Source organism: Erwinia sp. L03-1, from assembly GCF_058686115.1.
In genome coordinates this window covers 209867-231049 of sequence record NZ_CM178762.1, presented here as the reverse complement: position 1 = coordinate 231049, position 21183 = coordinate 209867, and the positions used below count along the sequence as shown (strand labels likewise).

17 protein-coding genes are annotated in these 21183 nt (G+C 56.1%); 10 read left to right on the top strand and 7 right to left on the bottom strand.

Translation table 11 applies throughout. The features are described from left to right. The first annotated feature begins 237 nt into the window (after positions 1-237). Together AC4PCC_RS00965 and uxuA are read left to right on the top strand one after the other, a co-directional pair. Entirely contained in the window at positions 238-1287 is a 1050-nt protein-coding gene (locus AC4PCC_RS00965; protein ID WP_492126122.1) for an AI-2E family transporter, read from the top strand. Positions 1288-1406: 119 nt separating this feature from the next. After that, positions 1407-2594 carry a mannonate dehydratase gene (uxuA, locus tag AC4PCC_RS00960; protein ID WP_492126121.1) on the top strand — a complete coding sequence of 396 codons (1188 nt, stop codon included), beginning with the start codon at positions 1407-1409 and terminating at the stop codon, positions 2592-2594. A 99-nt stretch (positions 2595-2693) separates the two neighbouring features. Here uxuA and AC4PCC_RS00955 read toward each other — a convergent pair whose 3' ends face one another. Both AC4PCC_RS00955 and AC4PCC_RS00950 read right to left on the bottom strand, forming a co-directional pair. Next, the gene (locus AC4PCC_RS00955) at positions 2694-3644 is read right to left on the bottom strand and encodes an ABC transporter substrate-binding protein (RefSeq protein ID WP_492126120.1); all 951 of its coding nucleotides are present in this window, start codon (positions 3642-3644) and stop codon (positions 2694-2696) included. Positions 3645-3661: 17 nt separating this feature from the next. Then, on the bottom strand, positions 3662-4432 hold the full coding sequence (locus AC4PCC_RS00950; protein WP_492126119.1) for a class II aldolase/adducin family protein: 771 nt from the start codon (positions 4430-4432) through the stop codon (positions 3662-3664). Positions 4433-4663: 231 nt separating this feature from the next. Between AC4PCC_RS00950 and AC4PCC_RS00945 the strand changes: the two genes are divergently transcribed. Both AC4PCC_RS00945 and proP read left to right on the top strand, forming a co-directional pair. Beyond that, positions 4664-6241, top strand: a complete 1578-nt coding sequence (locus tag AC4PCC_RS00945) for an EAL domain-containing protein (protein WP_492126118.1) — start codon at positions 4664-4666, stop codon at positions 6239-6241. A gap of 263 nt (positions 6242-6504) precedes the next feature. Beyond that, positions 6505-8010, top strand: coding sequence for a glycine betaine/L-proline transporter ProP (gene proP / locus AC4PCC_RS00940; RefSeq protein ID WP_492126117.1), 1506 nt, complete (start codon positions 6505-6507; stop codon positions 8008-8010). Positions 8011-8108: 98 nt separating this feature from the next. On the opposite strand, the gene AC4PCC_RS00935 is transcribed toward proP, so the two are convergent. The 3 genes from AC4PCC_RS00935 to AC4PCC_RS00925 all read right to left on the bottom strand — a co-directional run bounded on the left by AC4PCC_RS00935 (position 8109) and on the right by AC4PCC_RS00925 (position 12352). Next, a complete protein-coding gene (locus AC4PCC_RS00935; protein ID WP_492126116.1) occupies positions 8109-9203 on the bottom strand; it encodes an ABC transporter substrate-binding protein in 1095 nt (364 codons plus the stop codon). A gap of 19 nt (positions 9204-9222) precedes the next feature. Continuing rightward, a complete protein-coding gene (locus AC4PCC_RS00930; RefSeq protein ID WP_492126115.1) occupies positions 9223-11355 on the bottom strand; it encodes a TonB-dependent siderophore receptor in 2133 nt (710 codons plus the stop codon). A 70-nt stretch (positions 11356-11425) separates the two neighbouring features. After that, entirely contained in the window at positions 11426-12352 is a 927-nt protein-coding gene (locus AC4PCC_RS00925; RefSeq protein WP_492126114.1) for a LysR family transcriptional regulator, read from the bottom strand. Between the two features lie 145 nt (positions 12353-12497). On the opposite strand from AC4PCC_RS00925, the gene hpxD reads away from it, so the two are divergent. The 4 genes from hpxD to traT all read left to right on the top strand — a co-directional run bounded on the left by hpxD (position 12498) and on the right by traT (position 16883). After that, complete coding sequence (gene hpxD, locus AC4PCC_RS00920) at positions 12498-13526, top strand: molybdenum cofactor-independent xanthine hydroxylase subunit HpxD (RefSeq protein ID WP_492126113.1); 1029 nt, start codon at positions 12498-12500, stop codon at positions 13524-13526. Between the two features lie 9 nt (positions 13527-13535). Further along, positions 13536-14504: a PDR/VanB family oxidoreductase gene (locus AC4PCC_RS00915; RefSeq protein WP_492127603.1), complete on the top strand. Its 969-nt coding sequence runs from the start codon at positions 13536-13538 to the stop codon at positions 14502-14504. Positions 14505-14722: 218 nt separating this feature from the next. Next, entirely contained in the window at positions 14723-15814 is a 1092-nt protein-coding gene (locus AC4PCC_RS00910) for a hypothetical protein (protein WP_492126112.1), read from the top strand. 337 nt (positions 15815-16151) lie between these two features. Continuing rightward, complete coding sequence (gene traT, locus AC4PCC_RS00905; RefSeq protein WP_067700094.1) at positions 16152-16883, top strand: complement resistance protein TraT; 732 nt, start codon at positions 16152-16154, stop codon at positions 16881-16883. A 39-nt stretch (positions 16884-16922) separates the two neighbouring features. Here traT and AC4PCC_RS00900 read toward each other — a convergent pair whose 3' ends face one another. Further along, on the bottom strand, positions 16923-18107 hold the full coding sequence (locus tag AC4PCC_RS00900) for a BaiN/RdsA family NAD(P)/FAD-dependent oxidoreductase (RefSeq protein ID WP_492126111.1): 1185 nt from the start codon (positions 18105-18107) through the stop codon (positions 16923-16925). Positions 18108-18345: 238 nt separating this feature from the next. Here AC4PCC_RS00900 and pitA point away from each other — a divergent pair, with 238 nt between their 5' ends. Continuing rightward, on the top strand, positions 18346-19848 hold the full coding sequence (gene pitA, locus AC4PCC_RS00895) for an inorganic phosphate transporter PitA (protein WP_156484912.1): 1503 nt from the start codon (positions 18346-18348) through the stop codon (positions 19846-19848). Positions 19849-19902: 54 nt separating this feature from the next. On the opposite strand, the gene uspB is transcribed toward pitA, so the two are convergent. Continuing rightward, positions 19903-20238 (bottom strand): universal stress protein UspB, encoded by a 336-nt coding sequence (gene uspB / locus AC4PCC_RS00890; RefSeq protein ID WP_067700103.1) that lies wholly within the window; start codon positions 20236-20238, stop codon positions 19903-19905. 443 nt (positions 20239-20681) lie between these two features. On the opposite strand from uspB, the gene uspA reads away from it, so the two are divergent. Next, positions 20682-21119, top strand: a complete 438-nt coding sequence (gene uspA / locus AC4PCC_RS00885) for a universal stress protein UspA (protein ID WP_067700106.1) — start codon at positions 20682-20684, stop codon at positions 21117-21119. Positions 21120-21183: the final 64 nt, after the last annotated feature.

Below are 21183 nucleotides of genomic sequence, written 5' to 3'. Positions count from 1 at the left end.
CGGCGAAGATCACTCCTCTGTCTGTTGCTCCCCCTAAACCAGGCTTTAAGGGAGTCAGCAACCAGCCTCAAAGGGGCCAGCGTAAGTCAGAAAAAGAGCCTGACTGACGCGAAAAGGCCACTGCCGATACACATTAACGGTCAATAAACGTGCTAAGTACTGCGAACTTTCTTAAATTCAGCAAGTTAGCCGGTAAAGGCGCTAAGCTTTGTATCAATATTATTGCCCGGAGAAGCCATGAGCGAGCTGCAGCAGGAGAAGATAGGGCAGAATATGCTGCTGAAAATGGCCATGCTGGTCGTCATTCTGGCCGGGATCAAAGCGGCCTCAGAAATTTTGGTACCCTTTCTGCTGGCACTGTTTCTGGCGATAGTGCTGAATCCGCTGGTAACGATACTGATGCGGCACGGGGTCCGACGCGGCCTGGCGATTACGCTGGTGACGCTGGCCATGCTGGTTATTATTGCACTGCTGGTGGCAATGATTGCCGGTTCAATCAATGATTTCAGCGATATTTACCCGCAGATCCGCAGTCAGATGGCGCAAAAACTCGCTATCCTGCAGCATTTTGCCGCACCCTTTCATATTAATCTTTCTACCGACCGCATTATTGAACGTCTCGATCCCAGCTCGATGATGAATCTGGCCGGTACCCTGCTAAGTCAATTTTCCGGTGCAATGACCGGGACCGTGCTGCTGTTTATGACGGTCGTTTTTATGCTGTTTGAAGTTCATCATCTGCCCTATAAGCTGCGTTTCGCCCTGGTTAACCCGAAAATTCGCATTGCCGGCCTGCATAAGGCACTGAAAGGCGTGACGCACTATCTGGCGCTGAAAACGTTACTTAGCCTGATAACGGGTATTGCGGTCTGGCTGGTGCTGCTGCTGCTGGGCATCAAGTTTGCGCTGCTGTGGGGCGTGGTGGCTTTTGTGCTCAACTTTATTCCTAATATCGGTCCGGTGATTGCCGGTATCCCCCCTCTGCTTCAGGCTTTATTGCTTAACACGCCTTTTGACGCCGCACTGGTCGCCGCACTGTTTACCGTTATTCATATGGTGCTGGGCAATATGCTGGAACCGCGGATTATGGGGAAGGGCCTGGGACTCTCCAGCCTGGTGGTGTTCCTGTCGCTGATATTTTGGGGCTGGCTGCTGGGGCCGATCGGTATGCTGCTGTCGGTTCCGCTGACCTGCGTCTGTAAAATCCTGATGGAAACGACACCGGGCGGCAGCAAGCTGGCGATTTTACTTGGCAACGGCAGGCCTCGTACCGTCCGCCTGAAGTAACCCTTCAGGCGCTTCTTACCTGCCCACTGCGATCGTCATCACGGCATCCTTTGCCGTTGCGCTTTATGCTGTGTTTCGCGGCTTTCTTCCTTAACTCTTCGATGATACAGGAGCTGAACATGGAACATACGTGGCGCTGGTATGGCCCGAACGACCCCGTTTCGCTGGATGATGCACGGCAGGCTGGCGCCACCGGCATTGTGACGGCCTTGCACCATATTCCCAATGGCGATGTCTGGCCCGTAGAGGAGATCAAAGCCCGCCAGGCGCTTCTGGCAGAGAAAAACCTGGTGTGGTCAGTGGTGGAAAGCATCCCTGTTCATGAGTCGATCAAAACGCATCGCGGCGATTACCCGCGTTTTATCGCTAACTATCAGCAATCTCTGCGAAATCTGGGCAACTGTGGGATAGATACCGTCTGCTACAACTTTATGCCGGTGCTGGACTGGACGCGGACCGACCTCGCCTGGCCACTGCCGTGCGGGGCCAAAGCGCTGCGCTTCGATGATACGGCCTTTGCCGCATTTGAGTTGCACATACTCAAACGCCCCGGTGCCGTGCAGGATTACGATCCGCAGGAACGGGAGCAGGCTGCTCGCTACTTCGCCGCGATGACCCCTGAGGATGTGGAAACGCTAACCCGCAATATCATTGCCGGTCTGCCGGGTGCGGAAGAGGGCTATACGCTGATGCAGTTTCAGGCGCAGCTTGCGCAGTATGAGGGGATCGATAAAGCCAAACTGCGTGAGCACATGGCAGAATTTCTGCGGGCGATTGTGCCGGTCGCGGAAGCTTCAGGCATCAGGCTGGCGGTGCATCCGGACGATCCACCGCGATCGCTGCTCGGCCTGCCGCGCATCGTTTCCACCCAGGAAGATCTCCAGTGGCTGAAGGAGGCGGTAGACAGCCGTCATAACGGCTTCACCTTCTGTACCGGATCGCTTGGGGTTCGGGCTGATAACGATCTGGTCAACATGGCCGCGACCTTTGCCGATCGGATCCATTTCGCGCATTTACGTTCCACGCAGCGCGAAGACAACCCGAAAAGCTTTCATGAGGCCGCACACCTCGGTGGCGACGTGGACATGGTGGGCGTGGTTAAGGCTATTCTGGCCGAGGAGCAGCGCCGTCGTCGGGAGGGTGATAGCCGCCCTATTCCCATGCGGCCCGACCACGGGCATCAGATGCTGGACGACCTGCATAAAAAAACCAACCCCGGCTATTCTGCCATTGGTCGGCTTAAAGGACTGGCAGAGGTTCGCGGCGTTGAGGTTGCGCTTCAACAACTCTTTTACAGCGATAGCTAACGCGTACCCTGAACCGGTTGCCATGATCACTCACCGCTCCGGTCTACCCCTGAGGATGACCGGACCGGGCCGCCCGATCAACGATAAAAAAACCGCAATTCACTGTGGCCGGGCCTCAAAGACGCTGGTATCGGTAATCGCCTGTACGTCCACCTTCTGCGGCAGGATCGCCAGCGAAGAGAACAGATCGGAGACGCCCTGTACTTTCTTAATATCCTCTGCGGAGACCGGCCTTATGCCGTGAGAAATCCGCGCCGTGATCGGTGCCGACGCCTGCGGTGAAAGACGGGTAAGCGCAGCATAAACCTGATTATAGTCGTCGGGATGCGCAATTCCCCAGGCCCGCGCCTTCGCCAGTCGGCGGGCAAAGTCGGCAATAGCCAGCCGCTTAAGGGGATCTTTTAGCGAGCTGTCGGTGGCGGTCACAAATGACAGTGCGGTCGTCAGCCCTTTACTGTCGCGAAGCAGGCGTGCGCCGTGCTGTTCGGCGATGCCCAGATAGGGATCGAAGGTGGCCCAGGCCGCAATCTGACCGGAGTTAAACGCCGCGCTGGCGTCAACGGGCAGGACAAAGCGAACCGGGACCGCCTCTCTTTTGATGCCCGCCTCCTGCAACGCGCCATAGAGCAAATGCTGCGAAATGCTGCCGCGCGCCGAGGAAACGACAACGGTTTTCCCTGCCAGATCCCTCACGCTGTGGACAGGAGAATCGGCCGGGACAATCAGCCCGTTAGATCCCGCGTCTCCCACGTTGGTTGCGATGATTTTAAGATCCACCCCGCCAGCGGCAGCCATCAGTACCGGCAGGTCTCCGGCGTAAGAGGTATCAACCGCCCCCGCCCGCTGCGCTTCAAAGAGCGGTGCCGCGCCCTGAAAATTGGCCCAGCGATAGTGATAAGACGCACCTTTCATCGCGCCGGATGCCTCCACCAGCGAACGCAAATTACGGGCCTGATCGCCCAGCACCAGCGTGACGCCGGAGAGATCCTCTGCCGCGCTGGCAGTAACGGAAACGCAGAGCAGTAAAGCCGTCAATAGCGATTTATACATGGTGTCTCTTTCCCCTGTCAGAGTGCGTTTCGCTGTAGCTGACGGACGTAAGCATCCCAGTGCAGGAGATACTTTTTGTTTCTGATGCCATTATCGAACGCCAGCGCGGCCTTTTCCGCTACCGCATCCGGGATAATACTCAGCGCAGCCCCGCCGGACTGTGCGGCTATTTGCGCAACGCACGCCCGCTCCAGATAGTAGAGATTGTAAAACGCTTCCTCCAGATCCCGGCCACAGGTCAGCAGACCGTGATTACGCAGGATCAGCGCGTTGAGATCGCCCAAATCGGCCACGATGCGCTGCTGCTCATCGAGATCCAGCGCAATCCCTTCATAATCGTGATAGGCAAGACGGCGGTGAAAGCGCGTGCTGTGCTGGGAGATCATCAACAGCCCCTGCTGCTGAGCCGCTATGCCTATGCCCGCCGCAGTATGGGTGTGCAGGACGGCGTGGGTTTCCGGGCGGGCGCGATGAATCGCACTGTGGATCACATAACCCGCAGGATTGATCCCCGACCCGGTAGGATCGTCGATAATTTCGCCATCAATATCAATTTTGACCAGCGTTTCAGGCGTAATCTCATCAAAGGTCTGGCCGTAAGCGTTGATCAGGAAATGCGGGAGTTCACCCGGTACGCGCAGGGAGAAGTGAGTATAAATATGATCCGTCCAGCGCAATTTTGCCGCCAGGCGATAGCACTGCGCCAGTTTAACGCGTGCTCGCCACTCCGCATCGGAAATACGGGCTCGCAGACCCGTTGCCGCATTCAGTTCGGTAACCTCTGCCATTCATTTTTCTCCTGACCTGTTAAACGCGGACGGGCCGCGGACAGGGCATCCTGGCACAGGAGAAAATACCGGGGAAATAATGAATATGACAATAAACTGCATAATATTGACTAAGGAATATGCACAAAGTTTATTTTTCCACTGCCCGCCAATATTTATCTGTCGGCACAGCGGACATGCTATTTTACCGCCAACCGTGCGTATAAAATTGGGTGAAAACAGGAAGACGATATGGACTCTCTTTTATTAAAGGGACGTGAACGTAAGGGACTTTACCTGACACTGGCGGGCCTGCTGCCTTTGCTGCTCTGTCTTGTTTTTACCGGTATCGAAGCCACGCAGATTATCCAGCGCCAGCAGGCCGTCACCGCCGAAATGCTGTTAAACCAGTCCGAGGCCATCAGCGATCATGCCTGGAAGATGATTGCCCAGCTACAGCAGTTCTCCGGAAAACCCTGTGAAGAGATTAACGATCGACTCCAGCGCTTTTCGGCTATCTACCCCTATTTCCGCTCCGTAGGCACTATCCAGCACGATACCATCACCTGCTCCTCCGCATTCGGCAGCAAGCAGGGCAATATTACAATCCTGCTTCAGCGTCCGCCGCCTGAAAACCGGAGGACTTCCTGGGTCCTCTCTCTGGCGGGCACCTATAGCGTCAGGGATCGTCCGGCGGTGATCTTTGTCCGCGACGGGCCGGAGGGCTCCAGCAGCTTTGCCCTGGTCGATGGCCAGTACCTTCACGATTTTATGAACGCAGTAGGTAAAAGCCATGGCTACCGTATCGCCATTCAGTTCGGCGGCGGATTTCGCATTACGCGCGGCAACATCCCCAGCGCGGGCGAGGGGTTTATTCACGCCAACACCTATACCGCGACCTCCAAACGTTACCCTATCGTCGTTAGTGTGACCTCGCCGCCTGCGGATACCGCCTATACCTGGCGACAGGGACTGTATACCTTCCTGCCGATGGCGCTCATCCTGTCGCTCCTGCTCATGACGGTGACCAGCAACTGGCTTAAACGGCGGCTCTCCTACGGCGACCTGATCCGCCGCGCCATTGCGCGTGACGAGTTCTCCGTTAATTACCAGCCGCTGTTTAATCTTGAAACCAACCGCTACGGCGGGGCGGAAGCATTGATGCGCTGGCAGCTGCCGGATGGCCGCTGGGCAAAGCCGGACCGCTTTATCAGCGCCGCAGAGTCAGAGGGGATGATTGTGCCGCTAACGCGGCATCTGCTGACGCTGATTATCAGAGATGTCCAGCACTGGCACGTACCGCCTGGATTCCACCTTGGGATCAACGTAGCGGCTGAACATCTTCAGCACCCCGATTTTGTGCAGGATATCCGCGGCTTTGCCGCGCAGCTTGCTGCCCAAAAGCTGAATATCACTTTGGAACTGACCGAGCGGAGCCTGATCTCCGATGGCGATGACGTGGTGAAGAAGCTGCACCAGCTGCGTGCGGAAGGCATTCGTATCGCGATTGATGACTTCGGCACCGGGCACTGTGCGCTGAGCTATCTCCAGACCTTTCCGCTGGACTACCTCAAGGTGGATCGCGGCTTTGTTAGCGCCATCGAGTTTGCCGGGGGTGAAGCGCCGATTCTGGATGCGATTATTAACCTTAGCCAGAAGCTGGGGCTTAAAATTGTCGCAGAAGGCGTCGAAACGCCGGTCCAGCTCGACTACCTTAAAGCACGCGGCGTTATCCATATTCAGGGTTATCTCTTTGCTCACCCGATGACCAGCAGTGCGCTGATGGCGTGGTTGCAGAGCACAAACCCAGCCCCGCCTTATCCGCTATAAATCTGACCGCGTTCGCGACGATCTCACGGGCCGATTATGTGGTTAAGCCGCGTGGGATCCCGTCAGAAATTATGTTACGCGACCAGAAAACGATATACTGATAACAGAAAAGGGCGGGTTGATAGACGTTTCCACCCGCCGCTTTTCACTTTCTGCCTGGCTATAGACCACAGATAATTTGTACCCTGAACCGCTGTAATTCGTTCATTTCAGACGGTTTATGGGAGAATTCTAACTGGGAAACAGACTATTACAGGGGTTTTATGAAGCTACGTAGGAAGCGTGTTAAGCCAATGGGCTTAAAAGACGTAACGATCATTGATGATGCCAGGTTACGCAAGGCTATTACCGCCGCCTCGCTGGGTAACGCGATGGAGTGGTTCGACTTTGGGGTATACGGATTTGTCGCCTTTGCGCTGGGTCAGGTGTTCTTCCCCGGCGCCGATCCGGGCGTACAGATGATTGCCGCACTGGCGACCTTCTCGGTACCTTTTCTTATCCGTCCGCTGGGTGGACTGTTTTTTGGCAGGCTGGGTGACAAATATGGCCGCCAGAAGATCCTTTCCATTACCATCATTATTATGTCGGTCAGTACCTTCTGTATTGGCCTGATCCCCTCCCATGCCTCCATCGGCATCTGGGCACCTGTTCTGCTACTGCTGTGTAAAATGGCCCAGGGCTTTTCCGTCGGGGGCGAATACACCGGTGCATCCATTTTCGTTGCCGAATACTCCCCGGACCGCAAGCGCGGCTTTATGGGCAGCTGGCTGGACTTCGGCTCAATTGTAGGATTTGTGCTGGGTGCCGGCCTCGTCGTGCTGATATCAACGGTTATTGGCGAGGCCAGGTTTCTGGAATGGGGCTGGCGCGTGCCGTTCTTCGTCGCCCTGCCGCTGGGTCTTGTCGGGCTTTACCTGCGTAGCGCGCTGGAAGAAACACCGGCCTTCCAGCAGCACGTTGAAAAGCTTGAGCAGGGCGATCGTGAAGGGCTGGCTGACGGTCCTAAAGTTTCGTTTAAAGAGATTGCGACCAAACACTGGAAAAGCCTGCTGGCCTGTATCGGTCTGGTGCTCTCCACCAACGTCACCTATTACATGCTGCTGACGTACATGCCAAGCTACCTCACCCACAATCTTCACTACTCTGAAGATCACGGGGTGCTGATCATCATTGCCATTATGATTGGTATGCTGTTTATTCAACCGATTATGGGCCTGATGAGCGATAAATTTGGTCGTCGTCCCTTTGTGATAATCGGTAGTATTGCGCTGCTGTGTCTGTCCATTCCCTGCTTTATGCTGATTAACAGTAATGTGATGCCGCTGATTTTTGCCGGTCTGCTGATTCTGGCGGTGGTGCTTAACTGCTTTACCGGGGTGATGGCCTCGTCGCTGCCCGCGATGTTCCCTACGCACATCCGCTACAGCGCCTTAGCCAGTGCCTTTAACATCTCTATCCTGGTGGCGGGTCTGACGCCAACGCTGGCCGCCTGGCTGGTTGAAGCGACCAACAACCTCTATATGCCTGCCTATTATCTGATGATTGTTGCCATTGTGGGCCTGGTAACCGGTATCATGATGAAAGAGACGGCGAATATGCCACTGCGCGGTGCCACGCCGGCGGCCTCTGATATGGCCGAGGCAAAAGAGCTGTTGCAGGAGCATCACGATAACATCGAGACTAAAATCGGTGATATCAGCGAGCAGATTGCCGAGCTGGAAGAGAAGCGTAAACACCTGATCAACCAGCATCCGAATATCAACGAGTAAACCACGCCGAAGCGCAGTAAGCGCAGTAAGCGCTTAACACAGACTGCACCCCAAAGGTTGGTTTGCCAACTGAGTAAGGTGCAGTTTTTTTTGGTCTGTTACTGCGCGGTCGTCCAGTAGGTTCCGGTCTGTGGCACCGTCAGGAAGTCACGGTTCATTTCATCCAGGGTTCGCTGCGGATCCAGATCGCTAAACAGCTGGGGATGGAAGAATTTCGCGAAGATCTCTACATCCAGCAAATGCCAGGGACTCATATAGAAATTGTGCCACACCGCCAGCGTCCTGCCACTGCGCACCGCCGACAGCTGGGAGACGATGGGATCGCGGCTCAGCACCTGACAAAAACTCGCCCTTGCCTGACCGGCGCTAACGTCAGGGCCAAGCTGCAGCTGATTCTTCTGTCCCGGCCCCGCCATGCCGGTGGCCAGCCAGAGCGTCGGATTGGCCGTAACGATCGCCTCCGGGCTGAGCTGCCCGAAGACGCTGGCAAACCGCCCTGCCGCAATGTTATTTCCCCCGGCATAGGTGATGAGATCGGCCAGATTGCCGTGGCTAACCGTGGTACAGCAGGTTTCCCGCCGTCCGATATGCAGCTGTAGCATAACGCCGGGCCGTTCTGGCTGCGCCTGATCCAACCTCTGCCTGATCTGCTGCATATGCTGCTGGTAAAAAGCAATAAAGCGCCCGGCCTTCGCGCTGTCATTAAGGGCCTGGCCGAGGATCTTCAGGCTGGGGACGGTATTGGCGAGCTGGTTAACGCGCGTATCAATATAAATCACCGGGATACCCGCACGGGTCAGCTGAGCCTGAACGTCATCGTGATTGCTCCCTTTTTTGGCGTATACCGGCAGAATGACCAGGTCTGGCTTCAGGGCGATCGCCTTTTCCACGCTGATCTGACCGTAATTCGCCTGACCAATCACCGGGATGGCGTTAATCTCCGGAAAGGCAGCGGTGTACCGCGCCCAGTTCTGGCTGTCCAGCTTTTTCAGATCTCCGGGCCAGCCCACCACACGCTTCGCCGGATTGCCCTCCTCAACCAGCGCCAGGGTATAAATCATCCGACTTTCCCCCACAATAATTCGCTGGGGATCGTCAGGGATGACCACGCTGCGCTGCAAAATATCGGTAATGGTTTTGGCCTGGGCCAGGCTGCTGATCAGCATCAGCAGCAGAAATAAACGTTTTCTCATTGCGCACTCTGGAAAGCGATCAGAAATCTACCGATGCCTGCACATAGACCACTCTCGGCTCGCCCTCGATCACCCGCAGGTTGCCCGCACTGGACTCGTAGTAGCGTTTGTTTAGCAGGTTGTTGATATTCAGCTTGAGCTGGGTATGTTTACCCACCAGCCTGCTGTCCCAGGCGATAAACGCATCGGCCACGGTATAGTCCGGCATAGTAAAGCTGTTCTCAGGATCACCCGCCCGGCTGCCGACGTAGCGGCCACCGCCGCCCACGCGAAGTTCGCCCGGTAGCCAGGAGAAGCGCATGGCGTGGCTGAGATAAAGGCTGCCCATATTGCGCGGCGCGTTGACCAGGCGGTTACCGACGTTTTCAGGATTGACGCCGTCCTCAACAATTTCGGTTTTGTCGTAGCTGTAGGTGGCAATCAGGTTCCAGTCCTCTGCCAGCTCGCCGTTGACCTCAAGCTCTGCCCCGGTTGAGCGTGCTTTAGGAATGTCACGCGTCACGCCGTTGATAAACACCGACATATCCTTTTCATCAATCCGGTACAGCGCCAGCGTGGCAGACAGCGCAGGCATGGCCTGCCACTTCGCGCCCACTTCCCACGTCGCACCTTTCTCGGTCGAGGCGACATTGCCGTTATCGTCCGTCTGAGTCGAGGGGGTAAAAGAGCGGCTGTAGCTGCCGTAAAGCGAAACGTCAGGCAGCACTTTATAGACCAGCCCCATCTGCGGTAAGAAGGCATCGCCGCGATCGTTAAGGGTGGTGGCCGGGTTGTCAACGCCATGGCTGGCCGTCTGGGTGTAGCGCTGGAGGCGACCGCCCAGCACCGCGATCCATTGATCAGTGAGGTGAATGCTGTCCTTCGCAAAGAGGGAACGGCTGTAGAGGTTGGTGCGAATGTTGCTGACGGGATCCGCATAGGTGCTGCTGTTCAGCACCGGCTCCTCACCATAGACCGGATCGTACATATTGAAGGTTTTAGAGACTTTGCCCCGGTACGAGCGGGCTTTATAGGTTTCGTTCTGCTCGTAGTCCACCCCCAGCATCAGATCGTGCTGCCTGTTCCACAAGGTGGGGCTGCCGCCGATATCCCAGGACAGGTAAGTGGTCTGGTGGTTAAAGCCGCGGTTGGCGTCGGCGCGACGGGAAACAATGCCGGTGGTGGTATTAATCGCCGTCGCTCTGACCTCGTTACTGTCATAGCGGCGCTGCATCCAGGCGTAGTTGAGGTGGGTGTCCCAGGTATCATCCAGTGCCCAGGCGTAGTTGACGTTCAGCCGCTTATTTTTTCCCCACGCGTGGTTGGCGCTGTCATCCAGCCGCTGGTTATAGGGTACGTTGACCGGTTTCCTGTTGATAAACGCGGTGCCGCGATCGTAGGGCACGTCATATTTATATTCAACATAGCTGATATTGAACGACGCTTTTTCGCCGAACCAGCTGAGTGAGGGCGCGACTAGCGTATGTTCATTAACGCCGAAGTTGCGCCAGTAATCTTCGCGCTGGCGCTCGGCGATCAGCCGAAAGGCAAAGCCGTTTCCCAGCGGGCCGGTAACGTCCACCCCGCCGGTCCCCCCGCCAAAGCTGCTGGTTTCCCCGCTGACGTGCGTGTTCCACTCATACTGCGGTTTTTTACTGACCAGGTTGATTACCCCGCCCGGATTAAGAATACCGTAGAGCAGCGAAGCCGACCCTTTTAACACTTCGACGCGATCGATGGTGGCGTCCATCGACAGCCCCTGATTACTGCGTACGCCGTCAAGAAAAATGGAGCCGTCGGAGTTCGCGCCGAAGCCGCGCTTAACGAAGCCATCCTCGGTGCCGCCAAGGGTGTTCCCCTGAGTGACGCCGCTGACAAACTTAACCGCGTCGTTGACGCTTTTGACCTGATAGTCCCTGATGACCTGCGGGGTGACCACGCTAACGGACTGCGGCGTTTCACTGCGTGGTGCAGCCGTGCGGGTGGCCGTGGTGGCGCTATCTTCCACGTAGCTGCCGGTCTGGCTGGCGGCATCGGCGGTAACGGTTAGCGTAGGATCTTTGTTTTCTTCCGCGACCGCGACTCCGCTGCAGGGCAGCGCAGTCAGCACGATGAAACAGGGTATCCCGGTGAGGCGATGAAAAGCAGAGCGAACCAATAAAAGTGATTTCATAAGATGAGTTGCACAGGCGAACGTTATTTTTTGTTCGCGAATGGTAATCACTATCATTGGCATTATCAATTTAATTCACTGCGTGTCTCCCTCCAACTGCCATATTTTCAATCGCTGCGGCCATCGCTTTTATCGCCATCTGCGCCGCCCGGGAAAGCTGGCGTGAAGGAGCAATACAGAGAGCCAGCGTTAGCGGCCTGATATGCTTACCCTTCAGCGAAACAAAGCTGAGCTGACGATGCCTGATCTCCTCCAGCACGTCCAGCAGGCTGAGAACGCAGACGCTACCGCCTTGTTTGATAAGCGATTTTATCAGCCTGATATCATTGCAGACGATGGCATTTTCGGGCGCGAAGTTATGATAGCGATAGAGCGATCGGACCCGCTCATGCACCACCAGCGGTTCGCCAGGCAGAATATGCCTTTCGCCGCTCAGCTCGGCGGGGGAAAGCGCCTCGCGGTCTTTGAGTGGGTGGTCAGGCAGCATCACCACGCCCATCTCCAGCTCGGTAAAGGCAACCACCTCCAGCCCGCCCTGCCCCTGCGGATCGAGGATCAGCCCAAAATCAATTTCCGACTGCCGGATACGCTGGCTGATGGTCAGGCTGTCACCCACCGTCAGGTCCAGACTCAGCCCGCTGTGAGCTGATGCGATGTTCGCCAGGGCATCGGCCATGCAGCCTTCGTTAAGCGCCTGAATCATCCCGATGCTCACATGCCCCCGCTTCAGCCCTAAAATATCGTCAAAACGCTGGCGGGTGACGCGGAACTCCCGCTGCCAGCGCAGGATATTGTCATACAGCAGTTCCCCGGCGGTGGTCATCCTCAGCCCCTCGGGCAGGCGCTCGAAGAGCGGCGTACCAAAGGCGGCTTCCGCCTGGAGGATCTGTCGGTTGATCGCCGAAGCGGAAACGTGAAGTTTTTCCGCGGCCTTTCTGAGGCTGCCGCTTTTAGCCACTTCGGCAAAGTAGATAGCAAAGCGAGAAAATGGGCTCATAGCCGCTCCTGTAAACTTTTTTGCAACACCATAGTGAATATTTGCTGATGGATTGCAACACCCTTATCCGCACAGAATGAACTGACAATAACACCGTCAGCCAACGTCGCCGACATACTGTGAGCCACCGACAGGAAAATGCGCTATGAACCCAACGCCCCCCGCACACTGTACGTTTGAGCCAGATGACTGGCTGCGCCTTGCCCGCCACTGGCATCCCGTCGCGCGCACCTGCGACGTCAGCGCCGCCCCGACCAAAGCGGTGCTGCTGGATGAGCAGCTGGTGCTTTACCGCGTGAAAGGCCAGGTTGTGGCGGCCAGGGACGTCTGCCCGCACCGTGGCGTGCCCCTGACGCTGGGTTTCAGTGACGAGGAGGGAATTATCTGCCCTTATCACGGGCTGCGCTTTGGTGAAAATGGCCGCTGTAATCGCATCCCGTCCAGCCCCGATCAGCCGATACCGGCCAAACTCAACCTCACCCCCTACGCGGTGGAAGAGCGTTACGGGCTGATCTGGGTCTGCCTGGCGCCCGAAGAGGGCAGCCTGGCCCCACTACCGGAGATGCCTCACTGGCTCGATGACGGTTTTCAGCAGATCACCTGCCCACCGTTCGACGTAGAGGGTTTTGCCGGACGGCAGGTGGAGGGGTTTCTCGACGTGGCGCACTTTGCGTGGATCCATACCGACACCTTTGCCGACCCCAACAATCAGGTGGTGCCAGCCTATATCCCGGTTGAAACGGCGCACGGTTTTACGGTCGATTACTGGAGCACGGTGGGTAACTATCCGGCCAGCTCCGACTTTCGCGCCCCGGAGGGGTTTAGCTGGCTGCGGCACTTTGAGATGCATCTGCCCTTCACCGCCACGCTGACCATCCATTTCCCTGGCGAAGCGCGGCTGGTGATTATGAACGCCGCCTCGCCGGTTTCGGCACGTAAAACGCGCATGTTTGCGCCGATCGCCCGCAATTTCGATCTGCATATTCCCGTTGAGGAGGTTCACGCCTTTAATCATCGCGTCTTTGAAGAGGACCGGCTGATGGTGGAAACGCAGCGCCCCGAGCGCCTGCCGCTCGACCTGACGCTTGAGGCCCATATTCCTGCCGATCGCAGCTCCATTGCCTACCGTCGTGGGCTGAAAAAGATGGGGTTTGGTGAATTCTTTCTGGTCTGAGGGGAAGCAATAATGAACAGGCTACGGGTTGTCGTCGATGCACTCATCCGTCAGGGACGCAATAACCTGGCGGTCCACCTCGTCGCAGAAGACGGTCAGCCGCTGCCGGAGTGGCAGCCAGGCGCACATATCGATCTGCACCTGGATAACGGCATTACCCGTCAGTATTCGCTGACCGGCCCAGGGTGCGGCGAGCGAGGCTATGTGATCTGCGTGGCCCGCGACAGCCACTCCCGTGGGGGATCCCGCTATATTCACGACAGTCTGCGGCCCGGACAGGTGGTCACCGTCTCCCCGCCGAGAAACGTCTTCCCCCTGGCGGCGGGCGGTGAGGCTATCCTTGTCGCGGCGGGAATAGGTATCACGCCGCTTTTCGCCATGGTCGAAGCGCTTGAGGCTTCTGCCACGCCATTTGTGCTGCATTACTACGTGCGTGAGAAGCACAACGCGGCCTTCGTGCGCGAGCTAAGCCGCACGTTCCGCCATGGCCGCTGCCATATCTGGTACAGCAGCGAGGGGCATAGCCCACGCGGACATCTGCCGCCGGAGCTGTTATCGGCTGACGGGGATCGGCATCTCTACCTCTGCGGGCCGGAAGGGTTTATGGATCATATGCGCCGTGTTGCGGCTGAACAGGGCTGGCCGGAGTCGCGTATGCATTCGGAGGCCTTTCTTGCCCCCTCTCTGCCCGCCGCTGAACACCCCGACGCTGCCTTTACCGTCACGCTCGCCAGCAGCGGCCAGTGCTGGCCGGTTTCCGCCGACAAGAGCATCGCCTGCGTGCTACAGGAAAATGGCATTAGCGTGCCGCTCTCCTGCGAAATGGGGATGTGCGGCGCCTGCCTGACCGGCGTCATTGCCGGCGCTGTCGATCACCGTGATACGGTACAGTCGGCAGAGGAAAAAGCCGCGCCGGTTCAGCAAATTGCCCTCTGCTGCTCGCGCAGCCATTCGCCGAACCTTATTCTGGACCTGTAGAATGAAAGCGTATGACAGGCGTAGAGGAAATTTTTAAATGCATTTAAGGGTTTGAATCGCCATGGAAAATAGCCAGACCCGTTTTGTCATGGAACCTGACGCAGCGGTTGAACACTAATTAAGCTTATTATCCATTTTGACAAGGCATGACTATGCAGATTGAACGTCCACCCTCTTCCGCCTCTATTCATCAACCAAAGACCACCTCTAAAGGTAAAATGGCGGCCTCCGGGATGACAGGTTCAGCCCATTCATCAGCAGATAATCTTAAAAATCAGCTCACCTCACGCAGTCATGACTATCTTTCTCGTCTGCAAGCAAGCGGCTCTGAGACTGATAAGTCCCTGGCTTCTTCCGCCTCCAGGGCTTTGGATAACGGTAGCTTTAAGAAAAATCCCGTCAGGGAGAAACCGGTTTCGCAGTTCGGCTTCGCCACGACCCTTGATGGCCGTAAAGGCATGCTGCTGGCAAACTTCATTCCGCATAATGATCAGCTCGAACTGGAAGCGCTGGCCTTCTTTGAGGAGCGTTTTTTTGAGAGTGAGGCGGGCAGCATTAAAATGGTGGTGATCCAGAATGCGCGCTCTCTGCCTGAAATAAAGGCACACCAGCCTGACAATAATTCCGCCGCTACCTCTGACTCGCTGAAATTGCAGCATGCGGCTAAGCAGGATCCCGAAGCTGAAGCAAAAGCGCTCAATAAGGATCTCAAACGATTCCAGAATCAGACTCTGCACAGACAAATGGCAAGTAAGCTCGCTGATACATACGTTGCTAAGGGAGATTACAAAAGTCGCATGACGGCCCTGCCCGCTGCACACGCCACCGTTTTTGGTGCCAGGACGCGCCAGAGTGTAATGAACACTTTTGGCAGGTCTGGCAAAAGAAAAGCGCCAGAGCCCAGGGTTCCACCCTCCTCCCCCGCTGTCGTACCTTCAGGCCATCAGTTCAAGTTCACTAAGGAAGAGTTCCGCCATTTTCACGAGGACCACTGGATGCAGGATCCGGCAAATAACCCCGAGTTACCGCAGGACGGAACGGGATCGCCCACAGAGGCATCGAGCTTTCACTCCCAGGAAAGCTCGCCCGATAATGCCAGCTCACCACTATCGGGACGGCGGTATGGACAATTTATCAATGACCAGATGAAAAGCGATTTGTCGCAAAAGCTAGAGAGTAACGAGCTAAATGATAACGTTTCCTCTTCTTCAGCCAATTCAACACCCTATACCCGTCGTGATGCGCAAACATTTGATAGCCAGTTTATGGATAAGTTAAAGCAGAAGCTGAACAGTTCTGACGCATCGTAAAGGGCTAGCCGCGATATCATTTTTGCCGATTATGTTTACTTTTGAGCAAGAGGACTAAACAGCACTGCTGGCTGCAAATCAGTCATGCTGCCGCCTGCTCATACTCCCTGACGTTATTGATCGCCAGAGTCGCTCCAACCGCAATCGTATGTGCGGCAATAACGGGGCAGGATGAGAGTCTCGGACCCGTTAAAAAGCGTTAAGTATTCCGTCTTTCGGCCGATAACCCTTCCGTCATACAGCCGGAGGGGGAAATTATCTCCTCCCTGCCTGATAACTCACTGACTCTGTGGTACTTCGGGGCGTGCATGCCCCGTTTTTTACAAGGATTTTTTAGATGAAAAACCAAAAAAAACTGGTGGTGGCTCTGGTCGCTTCCTGTCTCGTGCTCTCCGGCTGTAGCGCCATGGGTACCGCCATCAAAAAGCGTAACCTTGAGGTAAAGACGCAGATGAGCCAGACCGTCTGGCTTGAGCCCTCTTCAGATAAAACCGTCTACATTCAGGTGCGTAACACCTCTGACAAGGATATGAGCGACCTGCAAACCCTGCTGGCGCAGGATCTGCGTAACAAAGGCTACACCGTGACTTCCTCACCCGATGCGGCTTACTACTGGATTCAGGCAAACGTCCTGAAGGCCGATAAAATGGACCTGCGTGAAGCACAGGGCCTGCTGGGTAAAGGCTATGAGGGTGCGGCGACCGGCGCGGCGCTCGGCGCGGGAATTACCGCTTATAACAGTAACTCCAGCGGCGCGGCGCTGGGTGTGGGTCTGGCGGTGGGTCTGGTTGGCCTTGCTGCGGACGCGCTGGTTGAAGACGTCAACTACACCATGGTCACCGATTTGCAGATTAGCGAACGCAGCAAGGCTGCGGTCACGACGGATAACCTCGGGGTGCTGCGTCAGGGCAATGCGGGCGTGAAGATCCAGACCAGCAGCGAAGAAGGTAACCGGATGAAGTATCAGACCCGCGTGGTCTCTAATGCCAACAAAGTTAACCTGAAGTTTGAGGAAGCAAAGCCGGTGCTGGAAGCGCAGCTGGCTAAGTCTGTTGCCGGAATTATGTAACGGATCCGGGCGGGGGAAGCCTCGCCCATTACGGTTTCATCACAACGCCTGCGCGCACGCCCAGGCCGATGCCCACGCCCACTGGAAGTTATAGCCTCCCAGCCAGCCCGTCACGTCCACCACTTCACCAATAAAGTACAGGCCCGACACCGTCTTTGCCTCCATCGTCTTTGACGAAAGCTGGCGGGTATCGACGCCGCCCAGGGTGACCTCGGCGGTGCGGTAGCCTTCAGTGCCGTTAGGCTGGATACGCCATTGATGCAGAGAAGCAACCAAATCGGCCTGCTGACGGCTGTTAAGCTGTTTCAGCGTGCAGTCCGGTACGCTACCCAGCAGTTGCAGGCATTCGACCAGGCGACGCGGCAGCACTTTTGCCAGGCTGTTTTTCAGGCTCAGGTTAGGGTGCGCCTCACGTTCCTGGCTGATAAAGTCATCAAGTGGGCGCTCGGGCGAGAGGTCGATGGTCACAAACTCCCCCGGCTGCCAGTAGCTGGAAAGCTGGAGCACGGCGGGGCCGGAAAGGCCGCGATGGGTGAACAGCAGCGCTTCTTTAAACAGGGTGCCGTCTTCGGCGGTTATGGCGGACGGCACCGCCACGCCAGAGAGCGTTTGCAGCTGCTCGAGAAGGGGTTTGTGCAGCGTGAAGGGCACCAGTCCGGCCCGGGTGGGGAAGACGCTCAGACCAAACTGCTCGGCGACTTTATAGCCAAACGGTGACGCCCCCAGCCCCGGCATCGACAGGCCGCCGGAGGCAATCACCAGTTTTCCTGCCTGCACCGGGCTGCCGTTTACCTGCAGGGTATATCCCTCTTCATCACGCGTGACGCTCTCCACGTCGCTGCGCAGCCGCAGGGTGACGCTCCCCGCCTCGCACTCTTTCAGCAGCAGATCGACAATCTGCTGTGCAGAATCGTCGCAAAATAGCTGACCCAGGGTTTTCTCATGCCAGGCAATGTCGTAGCGATTGACCAGGTCAATGAAGTCCCACTGGGTATAACGCGCGAGCGCCGATTTAGAGAAATGAGGGTTATGAGAGAGATACGCCGACGCATCGGTATAGAGATTGGTGAAATTGCAGCGACCACCGCCGGACATCAGGATTTTACGGCCCGCCTTTTTGCCGTTATCCAGCAGCAGCACACGCCTGCCGCGTTGTCCGGCCTGCGCGGCGCAGAACATTCCGGCCGCACCCGCTCCGATGATAATAACGTCAAATTTTTCCACAATTTCGCCCTGACCGTACAAAAACGCTGATTGTAGAGAGTTGGCCTAACCGATACCAGCGTAACAGGGCACCGTACAGAAACATTTTGTAACTGAGTGAAATTTCAGCACATTTGCCCCCCTATTCCGCCTTTCTTACGCGATGACCTCAAAAAAAGTCTATATTTCTCTTTCCCCTGGCGCGGTTTCTCGCTGATAATGCGCCGCGTTCATGTCCTCCAAAAATGGCGTAACGCTTATGCTACATCTGTTTGCTGGTCTTGATTACCAAACCGGCCTGTTACTGGTGCTTGCCCTGCTCTTTGTTCTGTTTTACGAGGCTATTAACGGCTTCCACGACACGGCAAACGCGGTGGCAACTGTGATTTACACCCGCGCTATGCGATCGCAACTGGCGGTGGCGATGGCCGGGATATTTAACTTCTTTGGCGTACTGCTGGGCGGGCTAAGCGTTGCTTATGCTATCGTTCATTTACTCCCAACCGACCTGCTGTTGAACGTTGGATCGGCGCACGGGCTGGCGATGGTGTTTTCCATGCTGCTGGCGGCGATTATCTGGAATCTGGGCACCTGGTATTTCGGGCTTCCGGCCTCCAGCTCCCACACCCTGATCGGGGCCATTATCGGTATTGGTCTGACCAACGCCATGATGACCGGCACGTCGGTTGTCGATGCGCTGAATATCCCGAAAATGATCAACATCTTCCTGTCCCTGGTTATCTCCCCCATCGTTGGCCTCGTGCTGGCGGGCGGCCTGGTGTTTATCCTGCGTCGCTACTGGAGCGGAAGCAAAAAGCGTCGTCGTATTCATATGACGCCCGCGGAACGTGAAAAGCTCGACGGCAAGAAAAAGCCGCCGTTCTGGACCCGTATCGCACTGATTGTGTCAGCCATCGGCGTGAGCTACTCGCACGGCGCTAATGACGGTCAGAAAGGCATTGGCCTGATTATGCTGGTGTTGATCGGCGTGGCACCCGCAGGCTTTGTGGTCAACATGAATGCCTCCGGCTACGACATCACCCGCACCCGCGACGCGGTAAACCATCTGGAACAGTATTATCAGCAGCATGCTGATTCACTGAGCCATATTGTGCAACTGACGCCGCCTGCCGTACCGACGCCGGAAGAAAACGCGGGAGGGCCAAAGGAGTTCCACTGCGATGCCGCCCGTGCGATGCCGGCGATTAAACACGCGCAGGGCCTGCTCAACAATCTGCAAAGCTACGATACGCTGAACGTCGACCAGCGCGCGCAGCTGCGTCGCCTGCTGATGTGTATCTCAGATACCGCCGATAAAGCCGCAGGCCTGTCAGAAACGCAGCCGGACGATCGGCGCTTCCTGAATAAGCTGAAGGGTGACCTGCTCAATACCGTTGAGTATGCGCCGGTGTGGATTATCTTCGCCGTCGCGCTGGCTCTGTCGCTGGGCACCATGGTGGGCTGGCGACGCGTTGCGACCACCATCGGTGAGAAGATCGGTAAGAAAGGCATGACCTACGCGCAGGGGATGTCCGCGCAGATGACGGCAGCCGTCTCTATTGGCGTGGCGAGCTATACCGGCATGCCGGTATCAACCACCCACGTGCTCTCCTCATCCGTTGCCGGTACCATGCTGGTTGACGGCGGCGGCGTACAGGGACGCACGATTAAAAATATCCTGCTGGCGTGGGTCTTTACCCTGCCCGTCTCGATATTGTTGTCAGGTGGCCTGTACTGGATAGCGCTTAAGCTCCTGCCGTAACGAACGCACAGCGAGACAAAAAGGGTGGAAGCCTGGCTTCCACCCTTTTTTTTATTAGTGCCAAATCAGCAGCCCGACAAGGCTAATCACCACCATCCCACAGAGTGAAGAGGTCAGAATAAAGTGACTGCGTACGCGCTCGCAGCGCCGGATAAACTCATCGTCATGATGGTCACGATAGCGCTGCGACCAAATGTAGCGTACCAGACGAACCTGCTTACTGGGTTGCCCGTGCGAGGTAAAAAACCCCGCGCCATCCACATACTGATAGAGTAAGGGATCGCAGCCGCGAAGGACCACCAGCAGCGCGCGTAACGAAGAGAAGTAGCGTGCCATATTCACCACACAAACTACACACAGAGCCCAAAAAAGCGCGATGGTGCTGATCATGATCCCCTCCTGACAATTCATCGACGTGAATGTAACGCAGGATAAAGCCGGCCCGGCTCCCACGATGAATCGCCAAATACAGAATTGAAAACCACGGAATTTTTTTGTTACAGCCACCTGCCCGCCATTAGCGCATGGCGCACTGTCATTAACAGTGTAGGAGATCTGATTAAAATAGTTCCAGCGTTGTTTACGGCTTCGGTTGAAAAAGAGGAATTTTCACTTTGATCCCGGTCGCAAAGGACGCGCCCTGACGCAGATTCTGTTAACAATTCAGTCTATACTGCATAGCGAAAATAAAATCAGGAGGCAGGATCAAAACCTTAAGGCCTCTGTGACATCCCGCATCGTATTATACCTGAGCAATGGATTTCACCGTATGATGCATCAAAGACGAATTTGCTGGCGATTACGCAGCCGCAACGAAAGGAAGGAGTATCGTTATGTCTTATAAACACATTCTGATCGCAGTAGACCTTTCACCGGAAAGTAAACTGCTGGTAGCGAAAGCGGTTTCAATGGCCCGCCCTTACAACGCCAAAGTTTCCCTGATCCACGTCGACGTTAATTATTCCGATCTCTATACCGGGCTGATCGACGTTAACCTCGGCGATATGCAAAAACGCATCTCGGAAGAGACGCATTCCGCACTCACCGAACTCTCCACCAGCGCCGGCTACCCGGTTTCTGAAACGCTGAGCGGCAGTGGTGATTTGGGCCAGGTCCTGGTCGATGCTATCCGGCAGTATGATGTTGATCTGGTCGTTTGTGGTCACCATCAGGACTTCTGGAGCAAGCTGATGTCGTCAGCACGTCAGCTGATTAACACCATTCACATCGATATGCTGATTGTTCCACTGCATGATGACAACGAAGAGTAAGCCACAGCCCGGCCAGAATGACCGGGCGTGAAGGTTTGTGCTTAGCCGCGACTCTGCCGCACGG